Source organism: Microbispora sp. NPDC049125 (genome assembly GCF_040802045.1).
Lineage (GTDB): Bacteria > Actinomycetota > Actinomycetes > Streptosporangiales > Streptosporangiaceae > Microbispora.
In genome coordinates this window covers 238,688-259,177 of record NZ_JBEZDW010000001.1, presented here as the reverse complement: position 1 = coordinate 259,177, position 20,490 = coordinate 238,688, and the positions used below count along the sequence as shown (strand labels likewise).

16 protein-coding genes are annotated in these 20,490 nt (G+C 72.2%); 9 read left to right on the top strand and 7 right to left on the bottom strand.

The features are described from left to right. Positions 1 to 167: 167 nt before the first annotated feature. Genes AB0B72_RS01115 through AB0B72_RS01095 form a run of 5 tightly spaced genes read right to left on the bottom strand, consistent with a single transcriptional unit; the run spans position 168 to position 6,085 of the window. The gene (locus tag AB0B72_RS01115) at positions 168 to 1,241 is read right to left on the bottom strand and encodes a glycosyltransferase family 4 protein (RefSeq protein ID WP_367736221.1); all 1,074 of its coding nucleotides are present in this window, start codon (positions 1,239 to 1,241) and stop codon (positions 168 to 170) included. Next, on the bottom strand, positions 1,241 to 2,143 hold the full coding sequence (locus AB0B72_RS01110; protein WP_367736220.1) for a glycosyltransferase family 2 protein: 903 nt from the start codon (positions 2,141 to 2,143) through the stop codon (positions 1,241 to 1,243). Before AB0B72_RS01110 ends, AB0B72_RS01115 begins: the two co-directional genes overlap by 1 nt. A 59-nt stretch (positions 2,144 to 2,202) precedes the next feature. Continuing rightward, a complete protein-coding gene (locus AB0B72_RS01105) occupies positions 2,203 to 3,126 on the bottom strand; it encodes a permease-like cell division protein FtsX (protein WP_367736219.1) in 924 nt (307 codons plus the stop codon). A 27-nt stretch (positions 3,127 to 3,153) separates the two neighbouring features. After that, positions 3,154 to 4,056 (bottom strand): permease-like cell division protein FtsX, encoded by a 903-nt coding sequence (locus AB0B72_RS01100; RefSeq protein ID WP_367736218.1) that lies wholly within the window; start codon positions 4,054 to 4,056, stop codon positions 3,154 to 3,156. A 22-nt stretch (positions 4,057 to 4,078) separates the two neighbouring features. Continuing rightward, positions 4,079 to 6,085, bottom strand: a complete 2,007-nt coding sequence (locus AB0B72_RS01095; RefSeq protein ID WP_367736217.1) for a hypothetical protein — start codon at positions 6,083 to 6,085, stop codon at positions 4,079 to 4,081. A gap of 214 nt (positions 6,086 to 6,299) precedes the next feature. Here AB0B72_RS01095 and AB0B72_RS01090 point away from each other — a divergent pair, with 214 nt between their 5' ends. The 4 genes from AB0B72_RS01090 to AB0B72_RS01075 all read left to right on the top strand — a co-directional run bounded on the left by AB0B72_RS01090 (position 6,300) and on the right by AB0B72_RS01075 (position 13,815). Further along, entirely contained in the window at positions 6,300 to 7,889 is a 1,590-nt protein-coding gene (locus tag AB0B72_RS01090) for a phospholipid carrier-dependent glycosyltransferase (RefSeq protein ID WP_367736216.1), read from the top strand. 293 nt (positions 7,890 to 8,182) lie between these two features. Next, positions 8,183 to 10,276: an LCP family protein gene (locus tag AB0B72_RS01085; protein WP_367736215.1), complete on the top strand. Its 2,094-nt coding sequence runs from the start codon at positions 8,183 to 8,185 to the stop codon at positions 10,274 to 10,276. Positions 10,277 to 10,565: 289 nt separating this feature from the next. Continuing rightward, positions 10,566 to 12,548 (top strand): acyltransferase family protein, encoded by a 1,983-nt coding sequence (locus AB0B72_RS01080; RefSeq protein ID WP_367736214.1) that lies wholly within the window; start codon positions 10,566 to 10,568, stop codon positions 12,546 to 12,548. Between the two features lie 91 nt (positions 12,549 to 12,639). Further along, on the top strand, positions 12,640 to 13,815 hold the full coding sequence (locus tag AB0B72_RS01075) for a glycosyltransferase (RefSeq protein WP_367736213.1): 1,176 nt from the start codon (positions 12,640 to 12,642) through the stop codon (positions 13,813 to 13,815). 36 nt (positions 13,816 to 13,851) lie between these two features. On the opposite strand, the gene AB0B72_RS01070 is transcribed toward AB0B72_RS01075, so the two are convergent. Then, on the bottom strand, positions 13,852 to 14,469 hold the full coding sequence (locus AB0B72_RS01070; protein ID WP_367736212.1) for a TetR family transcriptional regulator: 618 nt from the start codon (positions 14,467 to 14,469) through the stop codon (positions 13,852 to 13,854). An 89-nt stretch (positions 14,470 to 14,558) separates the two neighbouring features. On the opposite strand from AB0B72_RS01070, the gene AB0B72_RS01065 reads away from it, so the two are divergent. The 4 genes from AB0B72_RS01065 (at position 14,559) to AB0B72_RS01050 (ending at position 19,221) form a co-directional block, all read left to right on the top strand. Continuing rightward, on the top strand, positions 14,559 to 16,736 hold the full coding sequence (locus AB0B72_RS01065) for an MMPL family transporter (RefSeq protein ID WP_367736211.1): 2,178 nt from the start codon (positions 14,559 to 14,561) through the stop codon (positions 16,734 to 16,736). A gap of 79 nt (positions 16,737 to 16,815) precedes the next feature. After that, positions 16,816 to 17,577, top strand: coding sequence for an acetoacetate decarboxylase family protein (locus tag AB0B72_RS01060; RefSeq protein ID WP_367736210.1), 762 nt, complete (start codon positions 16,816 to 16,818; stop codon positions 17,575 to 17,577). Positions 17,578 to 17,710: 133 nt separating this feature from the next. Then, positions 17,711 to 18,235 carry a SigE family RNA polymerase sigma factor gene (locus AB0B72_RS01055; RefSeq protein WP_367736209.1) on the top strand — a complete coding sequence of 175 codons (525 nt, stop codon included), beginning with the start codon at positions 17,711 to 17,713 and terminating at the stop codon, positions 18,233 to 18,235. Next, positions 18,232 to 19,221 carry a hypothetical protein gene (locus AB0B72_RS01050; protein ID WP_367736208.1) on the top strand — a complete coding sequence of 330 codons (990 nt, stop codon included), beginning with the start codon at positions 18,232 to 18,234 and terminating at the stop codon, positions 19,219 to 19,221. Before AB0B72_RS01055 ends, AB0B72_RS01050 begins: the two co-directional genes overlap by 4 nt. A 130-nt stretch (positions 19,222 to 19,351) precedes the next feature. On the opposite strand, the gene AB0B72_RS01045 is transcribed toward AB0B72_RS01050, so the two are convergent. Further along, complete coding sequence (locus tag AB0B72_RS01045; protein ID WP_367736207.1) at positions 19,352 to 19,630, bottom strand: hypothetical protein; 279 nt, start codon at positions 19,628 to 19,630, stop codon at positions 19,352 to 19,354. 54 nt (positions 19,631 to 19,684) lie between these two features. Between AB0B72_RS01045 and AB0B72_RS01040 the strand changes: the two genes are divergently transcribed. Next, complete coding sequence (locus AB0B72_RS01040; RefSeq protein WP_367736206.1) at positions 19,685 to 20,416, top strand: MerR family transcriptional regulator; 732 nt, start codon at positions 19,685 to 19,687, stop codon at positions 20,414 to 20,416. Positions 20,417 to 20,490 lie beyond the last annotated feature (74 nt).

The following is a 20,490-nucleotide window of genomic DNA, read 5'->3' as shown; positions in this document are numbered from 1 at the left end:
AGTACCTTCGCCCGCCGCACTCCCGTCTCCGGATGCGGCACGCACCCTGGCCGTCGTGGCGCCGGCGGGGATCGGCGTGCGGGAGGGCGCGCTGGTCATCACGCTCGCCCCCGTGCTGGACACCCCGAGCGCCCCGGCCCGCGCCGCCCACCCGCGAGCGAGCCCGCCTAACCGGCGAGCAGCGTTTCCAGGTAGGCGGCCCAGTGGGGCTCGGGGTCGACGGGTGCGACCCCGGCCCGGAGCCGTTCCGGCTCGCCGGGCTCGTAGAAGCGCTTGAGCGCCTCCGCGAGCGCCCCGGCGGACCCGGGCTCCGCCAGCAGCCCGTCGACGCCGTCGCGAACGGCGTCGGCCAGCGCTCCGACGCGGGTGGCGATCACCGGCACGCCGTGCTCGTGGCCCAGCCAGACGTTCTGGCTCGCCGTCGCCGAACGGTACGGCAGGACCAGCGCGTCCACCTCGGCGAACAGCCCCGGCACCTCGCCGGCCGCCACGTACCCCGGCCGCAGGTGGACGCGGCCGGCCAGCCCCAGCTCCGCCATCAGGGCTTTCGTCTCCTCCAGCCCGCCCCAGAACTCGCCGGCCACGGTCAGCTTCACGTCCGGCACCTGGGCGAGAGCCCGCAGGAGGAGGTCGAGGCCCTTGTAGGGGCGGACGATCCCGAAGAACAGCAGCCTGCCGTACGGCTCGGCCTCCCGGGAGGCCACCGCGCCGCGGGACGGCAGGTGCGGCGCGAGCGCGGCGACCCGCACCGGCGCGTCCGTCAGCGTCCGCGCGAGGGCCGACTGCTCCTCCGAGTGCGCCAGCACCGCGTCGACCCGCGTGAGCAGGGCCTTCATCAACGGCCGGTCGTACGGCTTCCGCTCGTGCGGTAGCACGTTGTGACACAGCGCCACGACCGGGGTCCGGCGGCGCAGGCCGGCCAGGATGCCGAGGTAGGCGGGCACCTGCACCGGGCTCAGCACGGCGAGGACGACGAGGTCGGCCTCGCGGAGCCGCCGGCCGCACCGGAACCATCCGTCCGGACGCCGCCAGTCGAGCTCGCGGCGGGTCTGCGGGTACGGCTCGCCCTCAGGGCTGTCGATCGTCTGCTGCCCGGGGTAGAGGAACGCCGGGTACTGCGCCCGCCAGGACTCGATGACGACGTCGTGCCCCTGCCCTCGCAGGCGGCGCGCCAGCTCGGTCGTGTGGTGGGCCCCGCCGCCCTTGTAGGGGTAGGTCGGGCCGACGATCGCGATCCGCACTACTCGGCCCTGGACCGGACGATCAGGTCGGCCAGCAGGGCCAGCGAGCCGATCAGCAGCCCGGACAGGAAGGTCACGACGGTGTTGCTGGTGAGGTAGAAGGCCAGGTGGCTGATCATGTCGTACACGCCCTTGACCAGGCCGATCCCGATGAGCCAGAGCGCGGGCGGCATGAGCACCTTGAGCGGGTTGAAGTACATGACCATCCGCAGCACCTGCAGGATGTAGCGGTAGGCGTCGGAGACGAAGTTGAACTTCGACTTCCCGGCCCGCTTCGCGTACTCGATCGGCAGGTAGTAGACGTCGTGCTGGTTCGACATGAACGCCAGCGTGATCGTCGTGACGCAGGAGAAGCCGGGGGGCAGCAGCCGCAGGTACGGCTTGGCGACCGACTTGCGGAAGGCCCGCAGGCCCGAGTTGAGGTCGGGGATCTTCTGCCCGGCGAGGCGCTCGGCGACCTTGCGGATGAACCACTTCGCCGGCACCCGAAGCAGCTTGTGCGAGCCCTCCTCGGTGGTCCGGGCGCCCACGACCTGGTCGATCGTCTGGTCCTTCTCCAGGATCTGGACCAGCTCGGGGATGCGCTCGTTCGGATAGCTCATGTCGGCGTCGGTCCACACGACGATCTCGCCGCGGGCCTCCTGGCTGCCGATCCTGCGTACAGTGCCCGAGCCGCCATTGCGGTGGAACGCCCTGATCCGCATGTTCGGGTAGCGCGGCGCCGCCTCCTGCAGGCGCGCCAGCGTCTCGTCGGTGGAGCAGTCGTCCACGGCCAGCAGCTCGTAGCTGTACCCGCTCGCGTCCATGGCCGCGCAGATGCGCTCGACCTCGTCGATCACGTGATCCTGCTCGTTGTAACAGGGCAGGACAATCGTGACGTAAGGGTTTTCTGCGGGAGTCACGGCGCTTCCAGTCGTCTCAGGCGTGGACACGTCCGGCAAGGTTACTCTGCCCCGCCAAATCACGACCTCACATTCGAGACCCGGCTCAGCCCCTCCACCCCCGTGAGGTCGGTGAAGAAGGGGACGAGGTCGCGCATCACCGGCGGCCGGTCCAGCTTGAGGTAGAAGGACTCGTTCAGCGCCGGCAGGTCCCCGCCGAGGTCGATCCCCTCCCACCACACATGGCGGAGCACCTTCAACGCGTGCGGCCGGTCCTCGAAGTAGACCGCCTCGACGCCCGGAACGGAGTGGATGCGGTCGAGCACCGCCTCCTTCTCCGCCTCCGTGGCCGCTCCCCGGCTCGCGCACCGCTTCGCCAGGTTGGACCTGGGGCACAGCCTGATCACCACGTCGGCCTTCCCCCACCAGAAGGCGTCGCGGAAGATGTAGACGTTGGACACTCCCGCCAGCGGCTCGATCCGCCGCCGGACCCCGGCCCAGTCCCCCGGCCGCAGGACGACGTCGTACGACTCCGGCATGTCCTCCGCCCGCGTCAGCCTCAACAGGGCCTCCGAGCGGCCGGGCTCCAGCGCGTTCGGCGGCTCCCCCTCGCGGAATGCGGCGAGTGCCTGCTCGCGGGTCTCGAACCGGAAACCGGCGACCTCGGGGACTTCCCGCAGCGCCGCCTCGATCCGCCGCCGTTCCACCGCCGTGACGGTTCCCCGGCCGCGGCAGTGCTCCCACTGGTCGGTGCTCTCCCCGCAGAGGTAGACCCCCAGGTGCCCGGTCTGCGGCCAGGGACCGTCGGGCGGCGGCAGCGGCTGCCGGGAGCGTTCGTGGAGGAACCATTCACCCGCGCCGAGGACGGCGAGGACGGCGAACGAGACCGTCAGCGCGGTCACGAGCCGCGCGTGTGCCCGCAGCCACCCCGCCCGCCGAGACGTCCGCTCCGGACCCTCGAAGGACAGTTCCTCCCTTTCCGGAGCTTCCTGACGCCCGTCCATGAACGGGACACTAACCGAGCCGCCGGGCTACGGCGTTGAAACGGGGCGGACACCGGCGACACCCGGCAGATCCGAGAAGGAGGGGCTGAGGTCCTTCGTCACCGGCCGATCGAGCTTGAGGTAGAAGACCTCGGACAGGCCGGGAAGGTCTCCGTTCGCGTCCAGCCCCTGCCGCGAGACGTCGCCGAGCGCCTTCACCGCGTGCGTCCTGTCCTCGAAGTAGACCGTCTCGATGCCGGGAAGCGAATGGATCCGGTCCAGGACCGCCGCCTTCTCCGCCTCGGTGGCGGCGCCACGGCGCGCGCACCGCTTCTCCAGGCTTGAGGCTCTGGGACACAGTGTGATCGCCACGTCGGCCTTTCCCCACCACATGTCGTCGCGGAAGGTCCGGACGTAGGAGACGCCGGGAAGGGCCTCCACCCGCTGGCGCACGCCCGGCCAGTCCCCGGGGCGCAGCGCGGCGTAGTAGGACTCCGGCACGTCCTCGGGACGCAGGCTGCCGAACAGGTCCGGCAGACCCTCCGGGTTCGACGCGCGCACCACGGTCTTGCGCAGATTCGCCAGCGACTGCTCCCTCGTCTCGAAACGGAAGCTCTGGATCTCCGGAATGCTCCTGAGCGCGGCCTCGATCTTCCGCCTGTCGGCGGCCGTCGCGGGCCCGCGGCACTTCTCCCAGAAGGGCTCGGTCGCGCAGAGGTAGACCGACAGGTGGCCCGTTTGCGGCGAGGAGCCCTCGGGGGGCGGGAGCGGCTGGCGGGACCGTTCGTACAGCAGCCGCCCGCCCGCGATGACGGCCAGGACGGCGATCGAGGCCCCGACCGCGGCGGCGAGCCGCGTATGCGCACGCACCCACGCGGCCCAGCGCGACCACCGCTCCGGTCCCTCGAAGGACAGCTCCTCGCTCTCCGGCGTTTCGGTAGGCCCATACACAATCGCGACATTAACCCCGCGATCAGAGCACGGCCATCCATACGTCGATGCTGAGCGACCAGGTGCCGTCGGGCGCGTCGACCAGCGAGCGCTCGTCCTGGCGGCTGCGCAGCTTCAGCACCTGCCTCGCCGGGCCGTACGGCAGGAGCTGCGAGGCCTGGGCGGCGAGCAGCACGGGACGGCGGCCGGTGCGCCTGACGGCGTCGACCAGCCGCTTGACGTCGGCGGGGGCCGGCACGTCGCGGCCGCGCGGGTACACCACACGGGCCGTCGGTACGCCGCACTCCCCCCGCACCACCTGGGTGAAGCGGTCGCCCGTCACCCTCTCGACGATCAGCACCGAGGCGTCCCTGGGAATGGCCGCGCACAGGCCCGCCACCGCCGCCGCCTCGCCCCGGTTCACCGGTGTGAACGCGGTGCCGATCGAGGTGATCGCCGCCGGGACCAGGAGCAGCGCCGCTCCGGCCGCCGCCAGCAGCCGGGAGCGGCGCCCCGGCCGGCGGAACCGCTCGGGAATCCGCCCAAGGAGCCATCCCAGGCCCCATACGGCCAGCAGCACCAGCCCCGGGATGACGATCGGCACGAGCCGGCGGGAGGCCCAGGGGTGGTCGGCGGTGATCCCGGGGCGCACGAGCGTCGTCACGGTCGTCCAGCCGATGACGGCCAGGGGCAGCAGCCAGCCGAACTCCCTCCCCCGGCCCATCCGGCGCACGAGCACGGCCGCGGCGAGCGTGGCCAGCACGACCACGGGCACGCCGACGTACCAGAACACCCAGTGCAGCGAGCTCTCGTAGTAGAGCCGATTCGGGTCGACCGGCAAATGATTGGCGGTCTGGGTGGCCTTGATGAAGCTCGCCGTCAGCCTGTCCTCCGGCGTCAGCGCGGGGCGGCGCACGGTCTGCACCCACGGCCGTACGGCGAGGGCGGTCATGACCAGCACCACCAAGACGGCGGCCGCGTCGGGCGACCATCGCGGCAGACGCGTACGCCCACCGGCGCGGCGGGCGATCCAGGGGGCGAGAGCCGTGCCGGCGACGGTGAGCAGCAGGACGGCGACGCAGATCGCGTACAGCGGCTTGAGCGAGCCGGACAGGTACGCGAGATACGGCCGGGCGAGGACGTAGCCGCCGACGAGCCCCCAGGCGGCCCCGGTCGCGAAGCCGGCCAGTAAGGGCACTCCGAGCCGCCCCTCGGGGAAGGCCCGCGGAAGCCGGTGCAGCGCGATGAGCACCCCGGCGAAGGCGAGCACGGGCAGCACGTCGCGCAACCCGTCGACGCGGACGAGCAGGGCGAGGCCGAACGCCAGCCCCGCCGGCGCCGCCGTCCACGGCGTGCCGCCCGCCCGCAGGCGGAGCCGGGCGTCCGCCAGCAGGTTCAGGCCGCCGAAGACGAGGATCAGGGACGGGATCTCGCTGAACGTCGTCCGGGACGTGTAGAGGATCGGCAGGCTCACCGCGAAGACGAGCGACGCGAGAGGCGCCCAGCGGGAGCCGGCCAGCCGCGCCACGGTCCCGCCGAAGACCAGCACGGCCAGCGCCCCCAGGACCGGCGGCACCAGCAGCATCCCGGAGACGCCCCCCAGCCAGTGGCCGATCGCGTGGATCATCGGAGGGCCCGGCATGAACTGCGGGACGATCGCGTCCCCGACCCCGTAGAAGCCCATGCTGTCGAACCGCAGGGCGGGATCGGGGCCGCCGAGGTCTCCCCTGGGGATCGGCAGCGAGCCGTGCCCGGCCAGCCAGACGGCGTACTGGGCGTAGGTCGACGGATCCCGCCGGACGATCAGCTGCTCACCGTGCAGCAGCAGGTTGAACACTCCGGAGGCCAGGGCCACGCCGACCACGCCGGCCGTCCGCCAGGCCGTCGACTCGAACGCCTCCGGGAGCCGCCGCACGCCGAAGACGCACAGCACGACGGCGAGGCCGCCGCCCAGCAGCGCGGCGGGCAGCGGGCGGAACCAGCCGAGCAGCAGCAGGGGCAGCCCGGCGAGCAGCCACCCGGCGAGGGCGAGCGCGGGCACGGCGGACACGACGGCGAGCACCCTGCCCGCCGACGGCACATGGGCTCGCCACAGGGAGCGGTGGAGTCGGTTCGCTGGAATGAGCCGAGCGTAGCGCCCACGGCGCCGATCCCCGCGCCGACCGGGCCGGTCAGGCGGTTATCCCCAGCCCGGGCCGGACAGTCCGGCCGGACCTCGGGAAGCCGGTAGCGTACGCCGGGAGCGGGCAGGGGGGAGCGCAGTGGTGGAGATCCGGGACGCCGCGCCGTGGGCCGGTCGTCCGGAGCCTCGGCGGGGCATCGGGAAACCGTTCCTGAACCGGCCCCACATCCGGTCTGAGAGCCGGTCGCCGCGCGGGCTCCGGCGGCACGGGTGGTTCCTCGCGGTGGCCGGGGTGGGAGCCGCGCTGCGGATCGTCGCGATGCTGGGCTACCGGCCGGTGCTGTGGTTCCCCGACTCCTACACGTACGTCGTGACCGCCATGCGCCCGCGACCGGATCTCGTCCGCCCGGCGGGCTACTCGCTGTTCCTCCGGGCGCTGGAGCCGTTCCACAGCTTCGCGGCGGTCGCGCTGGTCCAGCACCTTCTCGGGCTGCTCGTCGGCGTCATGGTCTACCTGGCCGTGCTGCGCCGCGGCGGGCGGGCCTGGGCCGGGGCGCTCGCCTCCGCCCCCGTCCTGCTGGACGCCTACCAGATCGAGCTGGAGCACCTGCTCGTCTCCGACTCGCTGTTCGCGTTCCTCGTCGTGGCGGCGGTCTGCCTCGCGCTGCGGCGTCCCCTGACCCCACGCGCCACCGCGGGCCTCGGGCTCCTGCTCGCCGCGGCCACGCTCACCAGGACCGTCGGGCTTCCGCTGATCGCCGTCTTCGCGCTGTTCGTGCTCGCGTACGGCGTCCGCCGGGCGGGAGCGGCGCCGCCGTTGCGCACGGTCGCGCGGCTCACCGGGCCGTTCCTCGTGGCCGCGTTCCTGCCGCTCGCGGCGTACGCGGGCTGGTTCCAGGCCACCTACGACCGCGTGGGGCTCATCGGCTCCAACGGCGTCTTCCTCTACGCGCGGACGATGGCGTTCGCCGACTGCGCGGTGATGCGGCCGCCGGCCGACCTGGCGGTGCTGTGCGACCCGCGGCCCCCCTCACAACGGCCGGCGCCACAGGAGTACGTGTGGGGGGTCGACGCCCCCATTGTCCGGTTGCCGGGGATCACGTTCACCCAGGCCACCGACACGCTCGCCGGGCGGTTCGCCTCGCTCGCGATCCGCAGCCAGCCGCTCGACTACCTGTCCACGACGCTGAGCGAGCTCATGCGGTCGTTCGCGTGGAATCGGCCGGTCTACCCCGACCCCGAGACCTACGGCTACTACGAGTTCCCGGCCGGCGTCCCGCCCCCGCCGGGACGGCATCCGGCGATCCTGGGGAACCAGCTCGCCCAGCGGTACGAGCAGGGGCCGATCACGCTGCGGATCACCGAGCCGTACGCCGGCTGGATCCGGGCCTACCAGGGCCCGGCGTACCTGCCGGGAGCTCTGCTGCTGGTCATCCTGCTGACGCCGCCGGTCGCGTGGGCGCTGGGAGCCAGGTCCAGGCGCTCGTCGGGGCCGGGGGCGTCCCGGCACTGGCTGTGGGCGCTGCGGGCCCGCTCGCGGCGGGCGTACGAGGCCGGGGCCTCCGGGCACTGGCCGTGGGCCCTGCCATGGGTGGCGGCCTGGACGCTGCTGCTCATCCCCCCGGCGACGGCCGAGTTCGACTACCGCTACACGCTGCCCGTGGTGCCGCTCGCATGCCTCGCCGCCGCCCTCGCCGTACGCCGGGGAGACGACCGGGAGGAGCCCGTGTGACGTGCGCGTATGACCTCTTTCGTGAAGAGCATGTAAAGCTCATGTAATGGGCATACCGTGATATGTCCGAGTTTGGGTATGCTCGGCCGCTGGATCGCAGGGCGGACGCGTCGGCGTCGCGCCGGGGATCCACGCAATCGCGGCGCCTCGACGCGCTTCCGTGACCTAATCTCGTGAGCGCGACGTGTGATCGCCAGGCAAGGAGGACAGGTGTGCGAGCGCGGCGGTAACCCCACACACCGCAGGTCCGCAGGCGGGGCCCTCCTCCCGGCCCGGGCGAGAAGGAGTGGCAGGTGAGCGCGCGCCGACGTGGCACCGACCGCGGCCAGGACGCCGCCCCCCTCCCCACCGACCAGAAGGTCTGGAGCCCGGCCGACACCCCCCTCCCCTACGGCGCCGCCGAGCCCAGCGGGCTCCCCGGCGGGCGGCGCAGGGCATCCTCCGGCCGTGACGGCTACGCACCCGGCATGAACGAGCCGGAAACCGGCCTCGACGGCTACGGCCGAGGCGTGAACGGCCCGGCCCCCGCCAGGAACGGCTACGACGCGGGCGGGAACGGCTACGCGCCGGTCCGCGACGGCCGGCGGCCGCCCACCCCCGGCTGGGAGGGCGGGGAGCCGTCGGGCTTCGACCCGGCCGGTGACTACGCGGGCTCACGCGGGCGCCGCGGCAGCGGGCGGCCCGCCGACGAGCCGTCCGGCGCCTACCCCCACATTCCGGGCGACGTCGACCTGTACGCCGACGGCCCTCCGACCCGGGCGAGCCGTCGCAGGCGCGGCGGCGCCGAGCCAGGCCACGACGGGACCGGCGCCCCCTACGCGGACGACTACACCGGCCCTACGGCTCCCCGGGCAATACCGGACGGTGACGGAGACGGGCCGCCCACCGAGGGGTCCAAGCGCCGCCGGAGCGGAGGCGGCGGCCGTCGCGGCCTCGGCGTGCTGGGCTGGATCAGCGTCGGGCTGACCGCCGTGCTCGTGATCGGCACGCTCACCGCGTACAAGGTCTACCGAAACGCGTACGACCTCATCGTCCGGGGCGCCTCAACCGACGACCTGGACAAGAGCCGTCCCGTGAACGCGACCGGGGCAATCAACGTGCTGCTCGTCGGCTCCGACACCCGTGCCGGGGACAACAAGAAGTACGGTCAGCACCTGGTCAACGACGGCGAGCGCACGGACACCATCATGCTGCTGCACGTGTCGCCGAACCGCGACGGAGCGACGCTGCTCAGCTTTCCCCGGGACTCCATGGTGATGATCCCCCAGTGCCGCAACCTCCAGAGCAAGGCCGTCGTGCCCCCACACCTGGGGATGATCAACTCGGCGTTCTCCGATGGCGGGATGATCTGCACGCGACGCACCATCGAGACGCTCACCCAGATCCACATCGACCACTACGTAAAGGTCGACTTCACCGGCTTCAAGAACATCGTCAACGCCCTGAACGGCATCCAGATCTGCCTGCCCCAGGCCGTCAACGACCGCCAGTCCAAGCTGAACCTGCCCGCCGGCAAGCAGGTGGTGAAGGGCGAGCAGGCGCTCGCCTATGTCCGCCTGCGCCACGGCATCGGCGACGGCAGCGACATCGGGCGGATCAGGCGGCAGCAGGTCTTCATCAGCCAGGTCGTGAAGAAGGCGACGAGCAGTGCCCTGCTCACCGACGTGGGCAGGCTCAACGCCTTCATCGACGCCGCCGCCCGGTCGGTGACCATGGACGACGCGCTGAACGCCGAGGCCCTGCTCCAGATCGCGCAGAGCGCCAAGAAGCTCACCGCCAAGGGCTTCAAGGCCACGACGGTGCCGTGGATCCCCGATCCTGCCAACCCCAAGGCACGGGTCGTGTGGAAGCAGCCGGACGCGGGCAACCTGTTCAACGCCGTCAGGAGCGACACCGAGGTAACCGCCACCCCGTCGCCGAGCGCCTCCGCGTCCGGCGCGGCGGCGAAGCCCACCGGCCCGGTGATCACCAAGCCGCAGCAGGTCAAGATCCAGGTTTTCAACGGCACCAACACCCAGGGCAAGGGCAAGGAGGTCGCCGAGCAGCTCGCCGGCCTCGGCTTCAAGGTGGTCGGAGTCGGCGACGCACGCAAGCCGGACGGCACCGACCAGCCCAAGACGCTGGTCCGCTACACCGGGCCGGGCTGGGACTACTCGAAGATCCTCACCGGCAAGCTGCTGACGACGGTGGCCCCCGAGACCGGCAAGGTGGCGGGCGGCCCGGTCACGCCGTTCACCCCCGCCTCTCCCCCGCCGGACGCGCCGGTGGGCAAGGTCCCCGGGCCGGTGATCCAGCTCGTGGTCGGCGCCGACTGGAAGGGCGTCCGCGTCCCGCTGGAGGTCGGCGACAACGCGGTGACCGCCGACACCGACATCTGCGCCAGCTGACCGGCGTTTCGCGGGCCGGTGGCACCTTTGGGGGCCGCCGGCCCGTCCTTCGTCCCGGGAGTTGACCGGAGATCCCGACAGGTGTCACGTCGGTCACGTTTCGTCCTTGAGGCGACAGTTGTTCTTGAAAACGTTAGGGTGGGTGATCTGGCGAACGCGCCCTGTTCGCCCGTTCGGGCTGATGCGCCGGGGCGCCTTCGCTAGTGTCCGAACTGGACGCGGGCGGGTCTTGAGGATTCGCCGGACGCGGCCACCCCCGAACCCAGACAGATAGCAGAGCGTTTCTCTCGTGAGCGACACCCGCCGTCACCCTCCGGTTCCCGTCTCGCGGCCAGGCGCCACGCCTGATGCCGAGGAAGCCCCCACCGGCGTGATCGGCCGGGTCACCGGAGAGTGGCCCCCGCCGGAGAACGCGCAGCAGAAACCGGCCGGCGACGCCGGAACCACCGATCCCGCGCCGGGTGCCCTCCCCGAGGCCGGGCAGAGCCCCGCCGGCCGGGATCCCCAGGACGCCACTGATCGCCTGGCCGCCCCGGAGCCTTGGGCGGCCTCGGCGCCCTTGGGCGCGCCGACCCCGGGCACCGCGGACACGGCATCCGGCATGTCATCCGGCATGTCATCCGGCATGGCCGGTGACGCCGCCGCGCCGCACGACGGTCAACGGACGCCGCATGACGGTCAGCGGACGCCGTACGACAAGCAGCCCCTGCCGGTGCGCCAGCCGCGCAGGCCGGGCATGGCCGGCCCCCGCAGAGGCGCAGGGACCGCGCCGGCCGCCTCCGGGACGGAGGGGTTCGACTACTTCTCCGCCGCCCGTGGCGACGCACCGGCCCGGCCCCAGGACGCCCCTCCCGCCGCCCCCTTCGCGCCGCCGTCCCCTGGCCGGCCGGAGACCCGGCCCGGCGGCCATCCTCAGGCCGCGTGGTCCCAGGCGGACTCCATGGCGTCCCCGCGGTCCGCGCTCGGCCCCCGCGACGTCCCGGCGGCCGAGCCAGACGAGGGCGGCGCGCCGACGGGGGGCTGGGACGCATGGCGGCGCAGACGCCCGGAGGGCGGCTCCCCGCAGGCGCTCGACGAGACCGGGCCCATCGAGCGGATCGGCGGCGGGCCGCCGCCGGTGCCCGCCTGGGTGCCGGCTCCCGCGGAGATGCTCCCGGCCGTCGACCCGTTCGGGGCGCACCTGTCCCGCCAGCCCGCCCAAGCGGGGTACGCCGGTTGGGAGGCGCCGGATGAGGAGCCGGAGCCCGCGCCGCGTCCCAAGCCGCCGCGGGAGCCGTACCTGGACAACGTGAAGTTCATCCTGATCGCCCTCGTGGCGACCGGGCACTCGCTGGTGCCGACGCTGGCCGCCGACTCGTCCCGGGCGGCGTACGTGTACATCTACGTCTTCCACATGCCGCTCTTCACGATCATCAGCGGTTACCTGTCCAGGAACTTCTGGAACTCCAACGCCAAGACGAACAAGCTGGTCGACACGTTCCTCGTGCCGTACGTGATCGTCGAGGTGGGATACGCGGTCCTCCGCGTCGCCCTCGGGCACAAGCTGAGCATCACGATCACCGACCCGGCCTGGCTGAACTGGTACCTGCTCGCGCTGCTGTTCTGGCGGCTTTCCACACCCGTCTGGAAGCGCATGCGCTACCCGGCGGTCATCGCGGTGGTCGTCTACATGTTCGCGGGCTTCTCCGAGCTCAGCGGCGACTTCAGCATGGACCGGTTCTTCGGCCTGATGCCGTTCTTCGTCATCGGCCTGGTCATCAAGCCCGGGCTGTTCGACTTCCTCAAGCGCCGCTGGGTGATGGCGCTGTCGGTGCTCGTGCTGGCCGGCGCGGCGGTCACGGCCGTCTACCTCGTCAAGACCTACTCCATCAAGCTCGGGCCGTTCTACTACAAGAACAGCTACAAGGACCTGCACCTGATCTGGTGGAAGGGCATGGCGATGCGGGCGGCCCTGCTGTGCGCGGCGCTCGCCATGTCGGCGGCCGTGATGTCGCTGATCCCCAGGAAGGAGACGTGGTTCTCCGACCTCGGCACCCGCACCCTGTACTGCTACCTGCTGCACGGCGTTCCGGTGCTGATCGCCAAGGAGATGGGCTGGCTGTCCGTGCCCTGGCTGTACGGCCCGCTGGGTGTGGCCGCCATCGCGAGCGCCTGCTTCGCCCTGGCGATCGTGCTGTGCATGCCGTTCACCAGGACGGTGTTCAAGTGGCTGCTCGAACCGCGCCTCACCTGGCTCTACCGCAGGCCGCGCGAGCCGGTTCAGCAGTCCTAGGGGAAGCCGCCCACCCGATGTTCAGCGGCAATTCGGGGGGCATTCACCCAGGGCATCCGGTCATTTCGGACCGGGAGGTCAGCCTCCCTCTATGAGGGTATGTGTCGCCACGATCGTCCATCATCCAGAGGACGCGCGCATCACGCACCGGCAGATCCGGGCGCTGCTCGAGGCAGGACACGAGGTGACCTTCCTCGCGCCGTTCACCCACTGCAACGTGACGCCGCAGCAGGGGATCCGGGCCATCGACGTCCCCCGGGCCGCGGGCCTGCACCGTGGCAAGGCGATCAAGGCCGCCCACGCGGCGCTGCGCAGGGGCGTCAAGGACGCCGACCTGCTGCTCGTCCACGACATCGAGCTGCTGCTGGCGCTGCCGCGCAAGAGGCCGCCGACCGTCTGGGACGTCCACGAGGACACGGCGGGCGCCCTGGAGGTCAAGGCGTACCTGCCGGACGCGCTGCGCGGCGTGCTGCCGCCGCTGATCCGCGCCGTCGAGGACCGCGCCGAGCGCCGGCTGCACCTCATCCTGGCCGAGGAGTCCTACCGCGACCGTTTCAAGGGCGACCACCCCGTCGTACCCAACCACACGTACGTGCCCGCGGCACCGCCCCCGCCGCCCGGGGACAACCGCGTGGTGTACGTGGGCCACATCTCCGAGGCGCGCGGCGCGGCCGAGATGATCGAGGCGGCGCGCCGGCTCAAGCCGCACGGCATCCGCCTGGACCTGATCGGCCCGGCCGACGCGTCCGTGCGGCCGATGCTGCGCGACGCGCAGCGGGAGGGCCTGCTCGACTGGTTCGGCTACGTGCCGAACCGCCACGCCCTCCGGATGGCCGAGGGCGCGCTCGCCGGGCTGTCGCTCCTGCACGACGTCCCGAACTACCGCGACTCCACGCCGACGAAGATCATCGAGTACATGGCGCACGGGATCCCCGTCGTCACCACCCCGCTGCCCAGGGCCGCCACGCTGGTCGGCCGGGCCGGCTGCGGGACGGTCGTGCCGTTCGGGGAGGTGGACGAGGTGGCAGGCGCGGTGGTGCAGGCGGTGCTGCGCCTGCGGGACGACCGGGAGGGGCGGGCCTCGATGGGCGCCCGCGGCCACGAAGAGGCCCTGAACCACTACAACTGGCCGACGGCGGCCGAGCAGTTCGTCGCCCGGCTGGAGCGGTGGGCCGGGGCGCCCAGCCCCGTGACCGCCGCGCAGCCGGCGGCCGCCGTCTCCGCATCCGTCGTCACACCGGGCGTACGGCACCTGCACGCGCGCTGACCCCGCGCGGGGGTCAGCGCGGGGAAGGCGGGGAAGTCAGTCCTCGAGCGGGGCGAGGTAGCCGCGCAGGACCTTCTTGAGCTCACGCACCTCGGCCTCCCGCTCCTCCTCGGGGGCGGCCACGACGACCGGCGTCATCGCCTGGAAGATCTGCACGAGGACCCGCGCGCTGCGGGCCCGGTCCGGCGGGGGCAGGTCCGGCGCCCGCACGGCGAGGATCGCCTCGACCCTCCCGAGCAGCGCTGACTGGATCGGCGCCGCCGCCGCGGCGAGGCCCGCCGGCATGTCCGGGCGGGCGAACAGCGCCTTGAACCCGGGGTTGGCGACGTTGAACGCCACCAGCGGGTCGACGACGCGGTCGATCACCTCGTCGAGGTCCACCGCGGCGAGATCGGCCGGGGCGAACGCCTCCCCGTGCGCGCCGCGCATCTGGGCGGTGAACCGGTCGGCGAGCGCCTGCGCGACGGCCTCCTTGCTGCGGAAGAACTGGTAGAGCGAACCGGGGGAGATCCCGGCCGCCGCGGCGATGGCGTTCGTGGTGGCCTTCTCGTAGCCGAGGTCGGCGAACACCTCCGCCGCCGCGTCGAGGATCTCGCTCATCCGCCGCTCGCCGCGTGCCTGCCGCCGCCGGGGCCGCGTCTCCTCGACCGTCACCGGACCTCCCCATTGCAAATACAAGTGATTGCTCGTATTGTCTGCGATCTAAACACGACTGATGACTCGTAAAACTATCAGGGGTGCTCATGCTGGGGAGACTCGTCGTCCGGAGAGCGGGGTGGCTGGTCGCGGTGAGCGTGCTCGTCACGGTGCTCGCCGCCGTCGTCGGCGCAGGGACGATCAGCGCGCTGTCCCTCAACCGCTTCGAGGCGCCGGGCTCGGAGTCGATGCGGGCGCGCGACGACCTCGCCCGGCTCTTCGGCACCGGGAGCCCCAACGTGGCGCTGCTGGTCACGGCCCGGGAAGGCACGGCCGACACCCCCCGGGTCGCCGCCGCCGGGCGGGCGCTGACCCGCGAGCTGGCGGCCCACCCCGGCGTTGGCGACGCCTGGTCGTACTGGACACGTGGCGGGACCGCGAGCGGGCCGGTCACACTGCGCTCCGACGACGGACGGCGGGCGATGGTGCTCGCCTGGGTGCCGGGCGACGCCGACAAGGTGCGCCGTGAGGTGCTGCCGGCGCTGACACCGCGCTTCACCCGGAGCGACGCCGTCATCGACGTGCGGGCAGGAGGCTCCGACGAGGTGTTCCGCATGGTCATGGAGCAGGCCCGCCGGGATTTCGTCCGCGCCGAGCTGGTCGTCCTGCCGATGGCCCTGCTGCTGCTGTGGCTGGTGTACCGGCGGCTGCCCGCCGCCCTGGTGACGCTCGGCGTAGGGCTGTTCGCCGTGGCCGGGTCGCTGGCGCTGCTGCGGGGGGTCGTGCTGTTCACCGAGGTCTCGACGTTCGCCTCGAACATCGCGCTGGTCATGGGCGTCGGGCTCGGGGTCGACTACGGCCTGTTCATGATCTTCCGCTTCCGCGAGGAGCTGCGGCGCGGCCTGGCGGCGCCGGAGGCCGTGACCCGCACGATGCGGACGGCCGGCCGCACGGTGCTGTTCAGCGGCGTCACCGTCGCCGCCTCGCTGTCGGCGCTGTTCGCCTTCCCGTTCCCGTTCCTGCGCTCGTTCGCGTACGCCGGGGTCGCGGTCGTGCTCGCCGCCGTGACCGGCGCGACCGTCATGCTCCCGGCGGCGCTGGTCCTGCTGGGCCGTCGGGTCGAGCGGCGCGGGCCGGTGCGCGAGGTGACGCCGGGCTTCTGGCACGGCGTCGCCCTGCGGGTCGTGCGGCGGCCGTGGGCGTTCGGCGGCGCCGCGCTGGCGGTCGTGCTGCTGCTCGGATCACCCTTCCTGGGCGTCCGCTTCGGGCTGCCCGACGACCGCGTGCTGCCGTCCTCGGCCCCGGTGCGGCAGATGTACGACCAGATCCGGGCCGGCTTCGCGCAGGAGGAGGCCGACGCCGTCCATGTGGTCGCGCCGGAGGGCAGCCCCGCCCAGGCGGGTCCGTACGCCGCCGCGCTGTCGCGGATCGACGGGGTGGTGCGGGTGGACTCGGCCGCCGGGTCCTACGCGCACGGCGGGCCGGTCCCGGCTCCGCAGGGGGTCCACTTCACCTCCGGTTCCCTGGCCGGAGGAGCTTCCGGCAGCGGCACGTGGGTCTCGGTGGTGGCTTCGAGCGACCGGCTCGACTCCGGCGCGGTCGAGCTGGTGCGGCAGGTGCGGGCGCTCCCGGCTCCGTTCGCGGTCGAGGTGGGCGGCTACCCGGCCGAGCTGGCCGACTACCGGGACGGCGTGACCGCGCGCCTGCCGCTGATCGGCCTGCTGATCGTGCTGGTGACGTTCGTCGTCCTGTTCCTCATGACGGGCAGCGTGGTCGCGCCGCTGAAGGCGTCGGCGCTCAACCTGCTGAGCCTGTCGGTGATGTTCGGCGCCCTGGTGTTCGTCTTCCAGGACGGTCACCTGTCCGGCCTGCTCGGCTTCACCCCGACGGGGTCGATCGAGCCGAGCGTCCCGATCCTCATGTTCTGCGTGGCCTACGGCCTGTCGATGGACTACGAGGTCTTCCTGCTCGCCCGGATCAAGGAGGAGTACGACCGGACGGACGACGCCGTGCTGTCCGTGCCGGCCGGCATCGCCCGCAGCGCGCCCCTGGTGACCGCGGCCGCCGCCATCCTGGCCGTCTCGTTCGCCGCGTACGCCACAGGACGGGTCGTGTTCCTCCAGCAGCTCGGGATCGGCATGGCTCTCACGATCGCCGTCGACGCGACGCTCATCCGCGGCGTGCTCCTGCCGGCCGTCATGCGCCTGGCAGGACCGGCCAGCTGGTGGGCCCCCGCTCCCCTGCGGCGCCTGCACCGGGCCCTGGGCGTCTCCGACCGGGCCTGACCGCCCGCGGCGGGCTCCGGAGACAACCTTGCCCCCGGTACGGCTGTCGTCCGGCGCTCCGGCTTGCTGTACTTGAGACATGGCACGCCATCTCATCCAGGGACGCCGCGTCGAGCTGCCGGTGGAGGTCCGTGACGCCTCGCTGTGCGCCGCCACCTACCTCGTCCGGGCCGACGCGGCCCGGGCGGTCCTGGCGTACTCGGGGATGGACGTGACCGAGGTGGTGCCCGGCAAGGCCGTCTGCACTCTGGTGTTCCTCCGGTATCGCGACACCGATCTCGGCGCGTACGACGAGTTCGGGGTGGCGTTCCTGGTCAGGCCTCCCGAGTCCGGCCCGCCGCCGCGCCGCGGCCCGACGGCCGGTCTGAAGGACCTGCGCCGGTGGGGGGCGGGGGCCTTCGTCCACTGGCTGCCGGTCGACCAGGCGTTCACGCTGGAGGCCGGCCGGGACATCTGGGGCTTCCCCAAGGAGCTGGCCGACATCGACCTGCGGCTGAGCTCGCCGTACAAGCGGTGCGTGCTGCGCAAGGACGGCCGGCTCGTCGTGGACCTGCTGATCCGGCCCGGCATACCGGCGCCGGGGGTCGCCCTGCCGTTCGGCGGCCGTCGCGGGATCGGCGTGATCCCGGACGCCTACTCACACCTCGACGGGGTCACCCGGCGCATCCCGTGGACGACCCGCCCCCGCGCGGTGCGCTGGCGGCCGGGGGGCGCGCTCGTCCGGCTGGGGAACCATCCGATCGCCAAGGAGCTGAGCGAGCTGGGCCTCCCCAAGCGAGCCCTGATGACGGCCTCCGCCGACCGCGTTTCCATGACCTTCGAAGAGGCCCGGGACGCCTGAGGCCGCCGAATGATCGCCACTCCGGGCGCCGACGTTCCGGAATTCGACTCGCCATGCAACCCCACCGGTGATCCGCGCATCAGAGAGGCGGACGGCACGTAGAGCCCGGCGACCCGGAGGGAGGCCTACGCCCATGGCGGCAGATCCCGTGCGCGACGCCGAGTTCACCGAGTATGTGACGGCGAAGGCCCTGTGGCTGCGCAAAGTCGCCTACCTCCTGTGCGGAGACTGGCACGGCGCAGACGATCTCGTGCAGGCCGCCATCACCAAGCTCTACGTCAACTGGCACCGCGCCGTCCGGGCCGACAACATCGACGGCTACGCCCGGACGACGCTCGTCAACACCTTCCTGGCCGAACAGCGATCACCGTGGGCGCGATGGGTGGTGTTACGCGGCGCCCAGGACACGGCGCCGGCTCGGGATGGCGACGTCGAGGCCACACTCGACCTGCGAACGGCTCTCGCCGCGCTTCCGCCGGGACAGCGGGCCACCGTGGTGCTGCGCTACTTCTGCGACCTGTCGGTAGCCGAGGCGGCTCAGACGCTGGGGTGCTCCCCGGGCAACGTCAAGAGCCAGACCGCGCGGGGCATCGACACGTTGCGCCGGATGCTCCAGACCCGCCACGCCGTCTCCTCGCCAGAAGGGTGCGAACCATGACCGGCGACATCCCCACCCTGGCCGCCCGCCTCGAGGAGCTCTCGCGGGCGCCCGGCCCGCCCATGAGGCTGAACATCACAGCCGCCCGGGAGGTCGGACGGCGCCGGCTGCGCCGGCGGAGGTTCACCGTCGCCGGCGCGTCCGCCGCCGTCGCCCTGGCTCTGGGCCTGGCGGTTCCCTCGATCGGGCCTTTTTTCACCGGCCCGCCCATGACGATGTCCACCGTGGCGCTGTCCACCGGCCCGGACCTCCTGGTCGCACACGCGTCGTTCGGCTGGCTGCCGTCCGGCGTCGACGGAGTCGGCTACCAGGCGGGGGCTCACAGTAAGCAGATGCTGGCACGCGGCGCCGGAGACCTCGGCACGCGCATCATCTTGAGCCTCTACGCGTCAAGCGCGGAGCCGGTGCTGAAATCGTTCGCCGACGGCGGTGACGAGATCGCCGTCCCCGCCCCGCCGGTCGACGGGCGCCCGGCGTACTGGATCACCCATGACGCCGACGACCCCCTGAACGGGGGAGACACGTACTTGCGCTGGCGGACCGCCCAGGGCCCATGGGCCGAGCTGCACGCCTACTACCTGAACGTCGACGATCCCCAGGACGTCCTTCTCCGCGTCGCGGCCGGCGTCACCATCGGCGACCGGGCGGTGCCGCTGCCTCTGCGCCTCAGCGGCCTGCCCTCCGGCTTCCGCGTCGACGAGGTGCAGTTCTGGCGGCCACCGCTACGTGGCACCGGCGCATGGGAGCTCCAGATGTTCGCCTCGGTCGGCGGATCACGTGTCACGTTCGCCGTCGGACCCCCGGGATCGGCTCCGAAGCTGCCGAAGAGCAAGTGCGAAAAGGCGGAGGGCCTCACGCTGTGCGTGCTGGTGGAGGGCGGGACGTCCGCCTCACTCGACGCGATCGGCGGGCCGCTGGGGCTGCTGGACCGGGTCACCCTGCTCGGCAGGGACGAGCGTGCCTGGACGACCCGCGTCGTCGAGTGAGGCCCGCCGGTCGCGAGCTGACTCAGGCGACAGCCCGCAGCTTCTCTGCCCAGAGCGTAGAGGCAATCACGCACTATATGTCACTAGTCGATGACTTTCCGTATACAGAAACGATGTCGTCACTGTCGGGCTATGAGTCGGCAGGCGCCTTCAGTAGCCGGTCCAGCTCCCTCCCGGCCTCGTCGTACCCTGCGTCGCAGATGCGTTGCAGCTCACGCGCGTCACCGCTCGCGGCCGCGCGCCGGGTGAGCAGGAACCCGGCGTGCATGGACCCCTCGTCCAACAGCTCGCTCAGCTCTTCGAGGTCGCCGGCCGCGTCGGCGAGGTCGGCCAACCGGTCCAGAGCGGTCTCGTTGCCCTGATCTGCCAGCTCGCGCAGGGTATCCCGATCGATGTTCACGTTCGCCATGACGCCATGGTGCACCCTTGCCCCAGGGGAAAGGTCAAGTGGGACGATGACCTGGTGATATCCATCGGTCAGCTGGCCAGGTACGTCGGCGTGTCGATCAAGACCATCCGGGTCTACCACGACAAGGGGCTGCTCCCCGAGCCCGGCCGCGACGCGTCCGGTTACCGGCAGTACGGCGCGAACGACGCCATCGACCTGATCAAGATCAGGACACTGGCCGAAGCCGGCGTTCCCCTGGCCCGCATCCGGGACCTGAGGACAGCGACCGGCGAAGAGTTCCAGCGGGCGCTGCGCGAGATCGACGACGAGCTCACCACCCGCATCCGCGGCCTGCGGGCGGCGCAGCGCCGTCTGCGTCGGCTCGCCACCGGGGACCTGACGCCGCTGCCCGTCGAGGTCGGCGCCCATCTGGAGCGCCTGGCCGGCTGGGGATTCACCCCGCGCTGGGTGGACCTGCAACGTGACCTGTGGATCCTGGTGTTCGCCACCCACCCGGACCGCGCGATCACACTGTTTCACGACCAGGCCGAGATCCTGGCCGATCCGGCGCTACGGCAGCTCTTCCTCGACTACGACCACGCGTACGATCTCGACGCCGACGACCCCCGCGTCTACGACCTCGCGCGCCGGATCACCGAGGCGACCCGGGAACGCTACGGAGCCGGCGAAGTGACCGAACTGGATGCGGCCTCCGAGATCCCCGCCCTCATCCAGGGCGCGGTCAACGCCTCGTCCCCGGCGTGGCGGCGACTCGACACGCTTATCCGCGCGCAACTGGACATGTGACTCGACGCGCATGGACGCACGGTCCCGGCTGCGTACCGAATCCGTCGGCACGCGCCCGTGGACACGCCTGATAG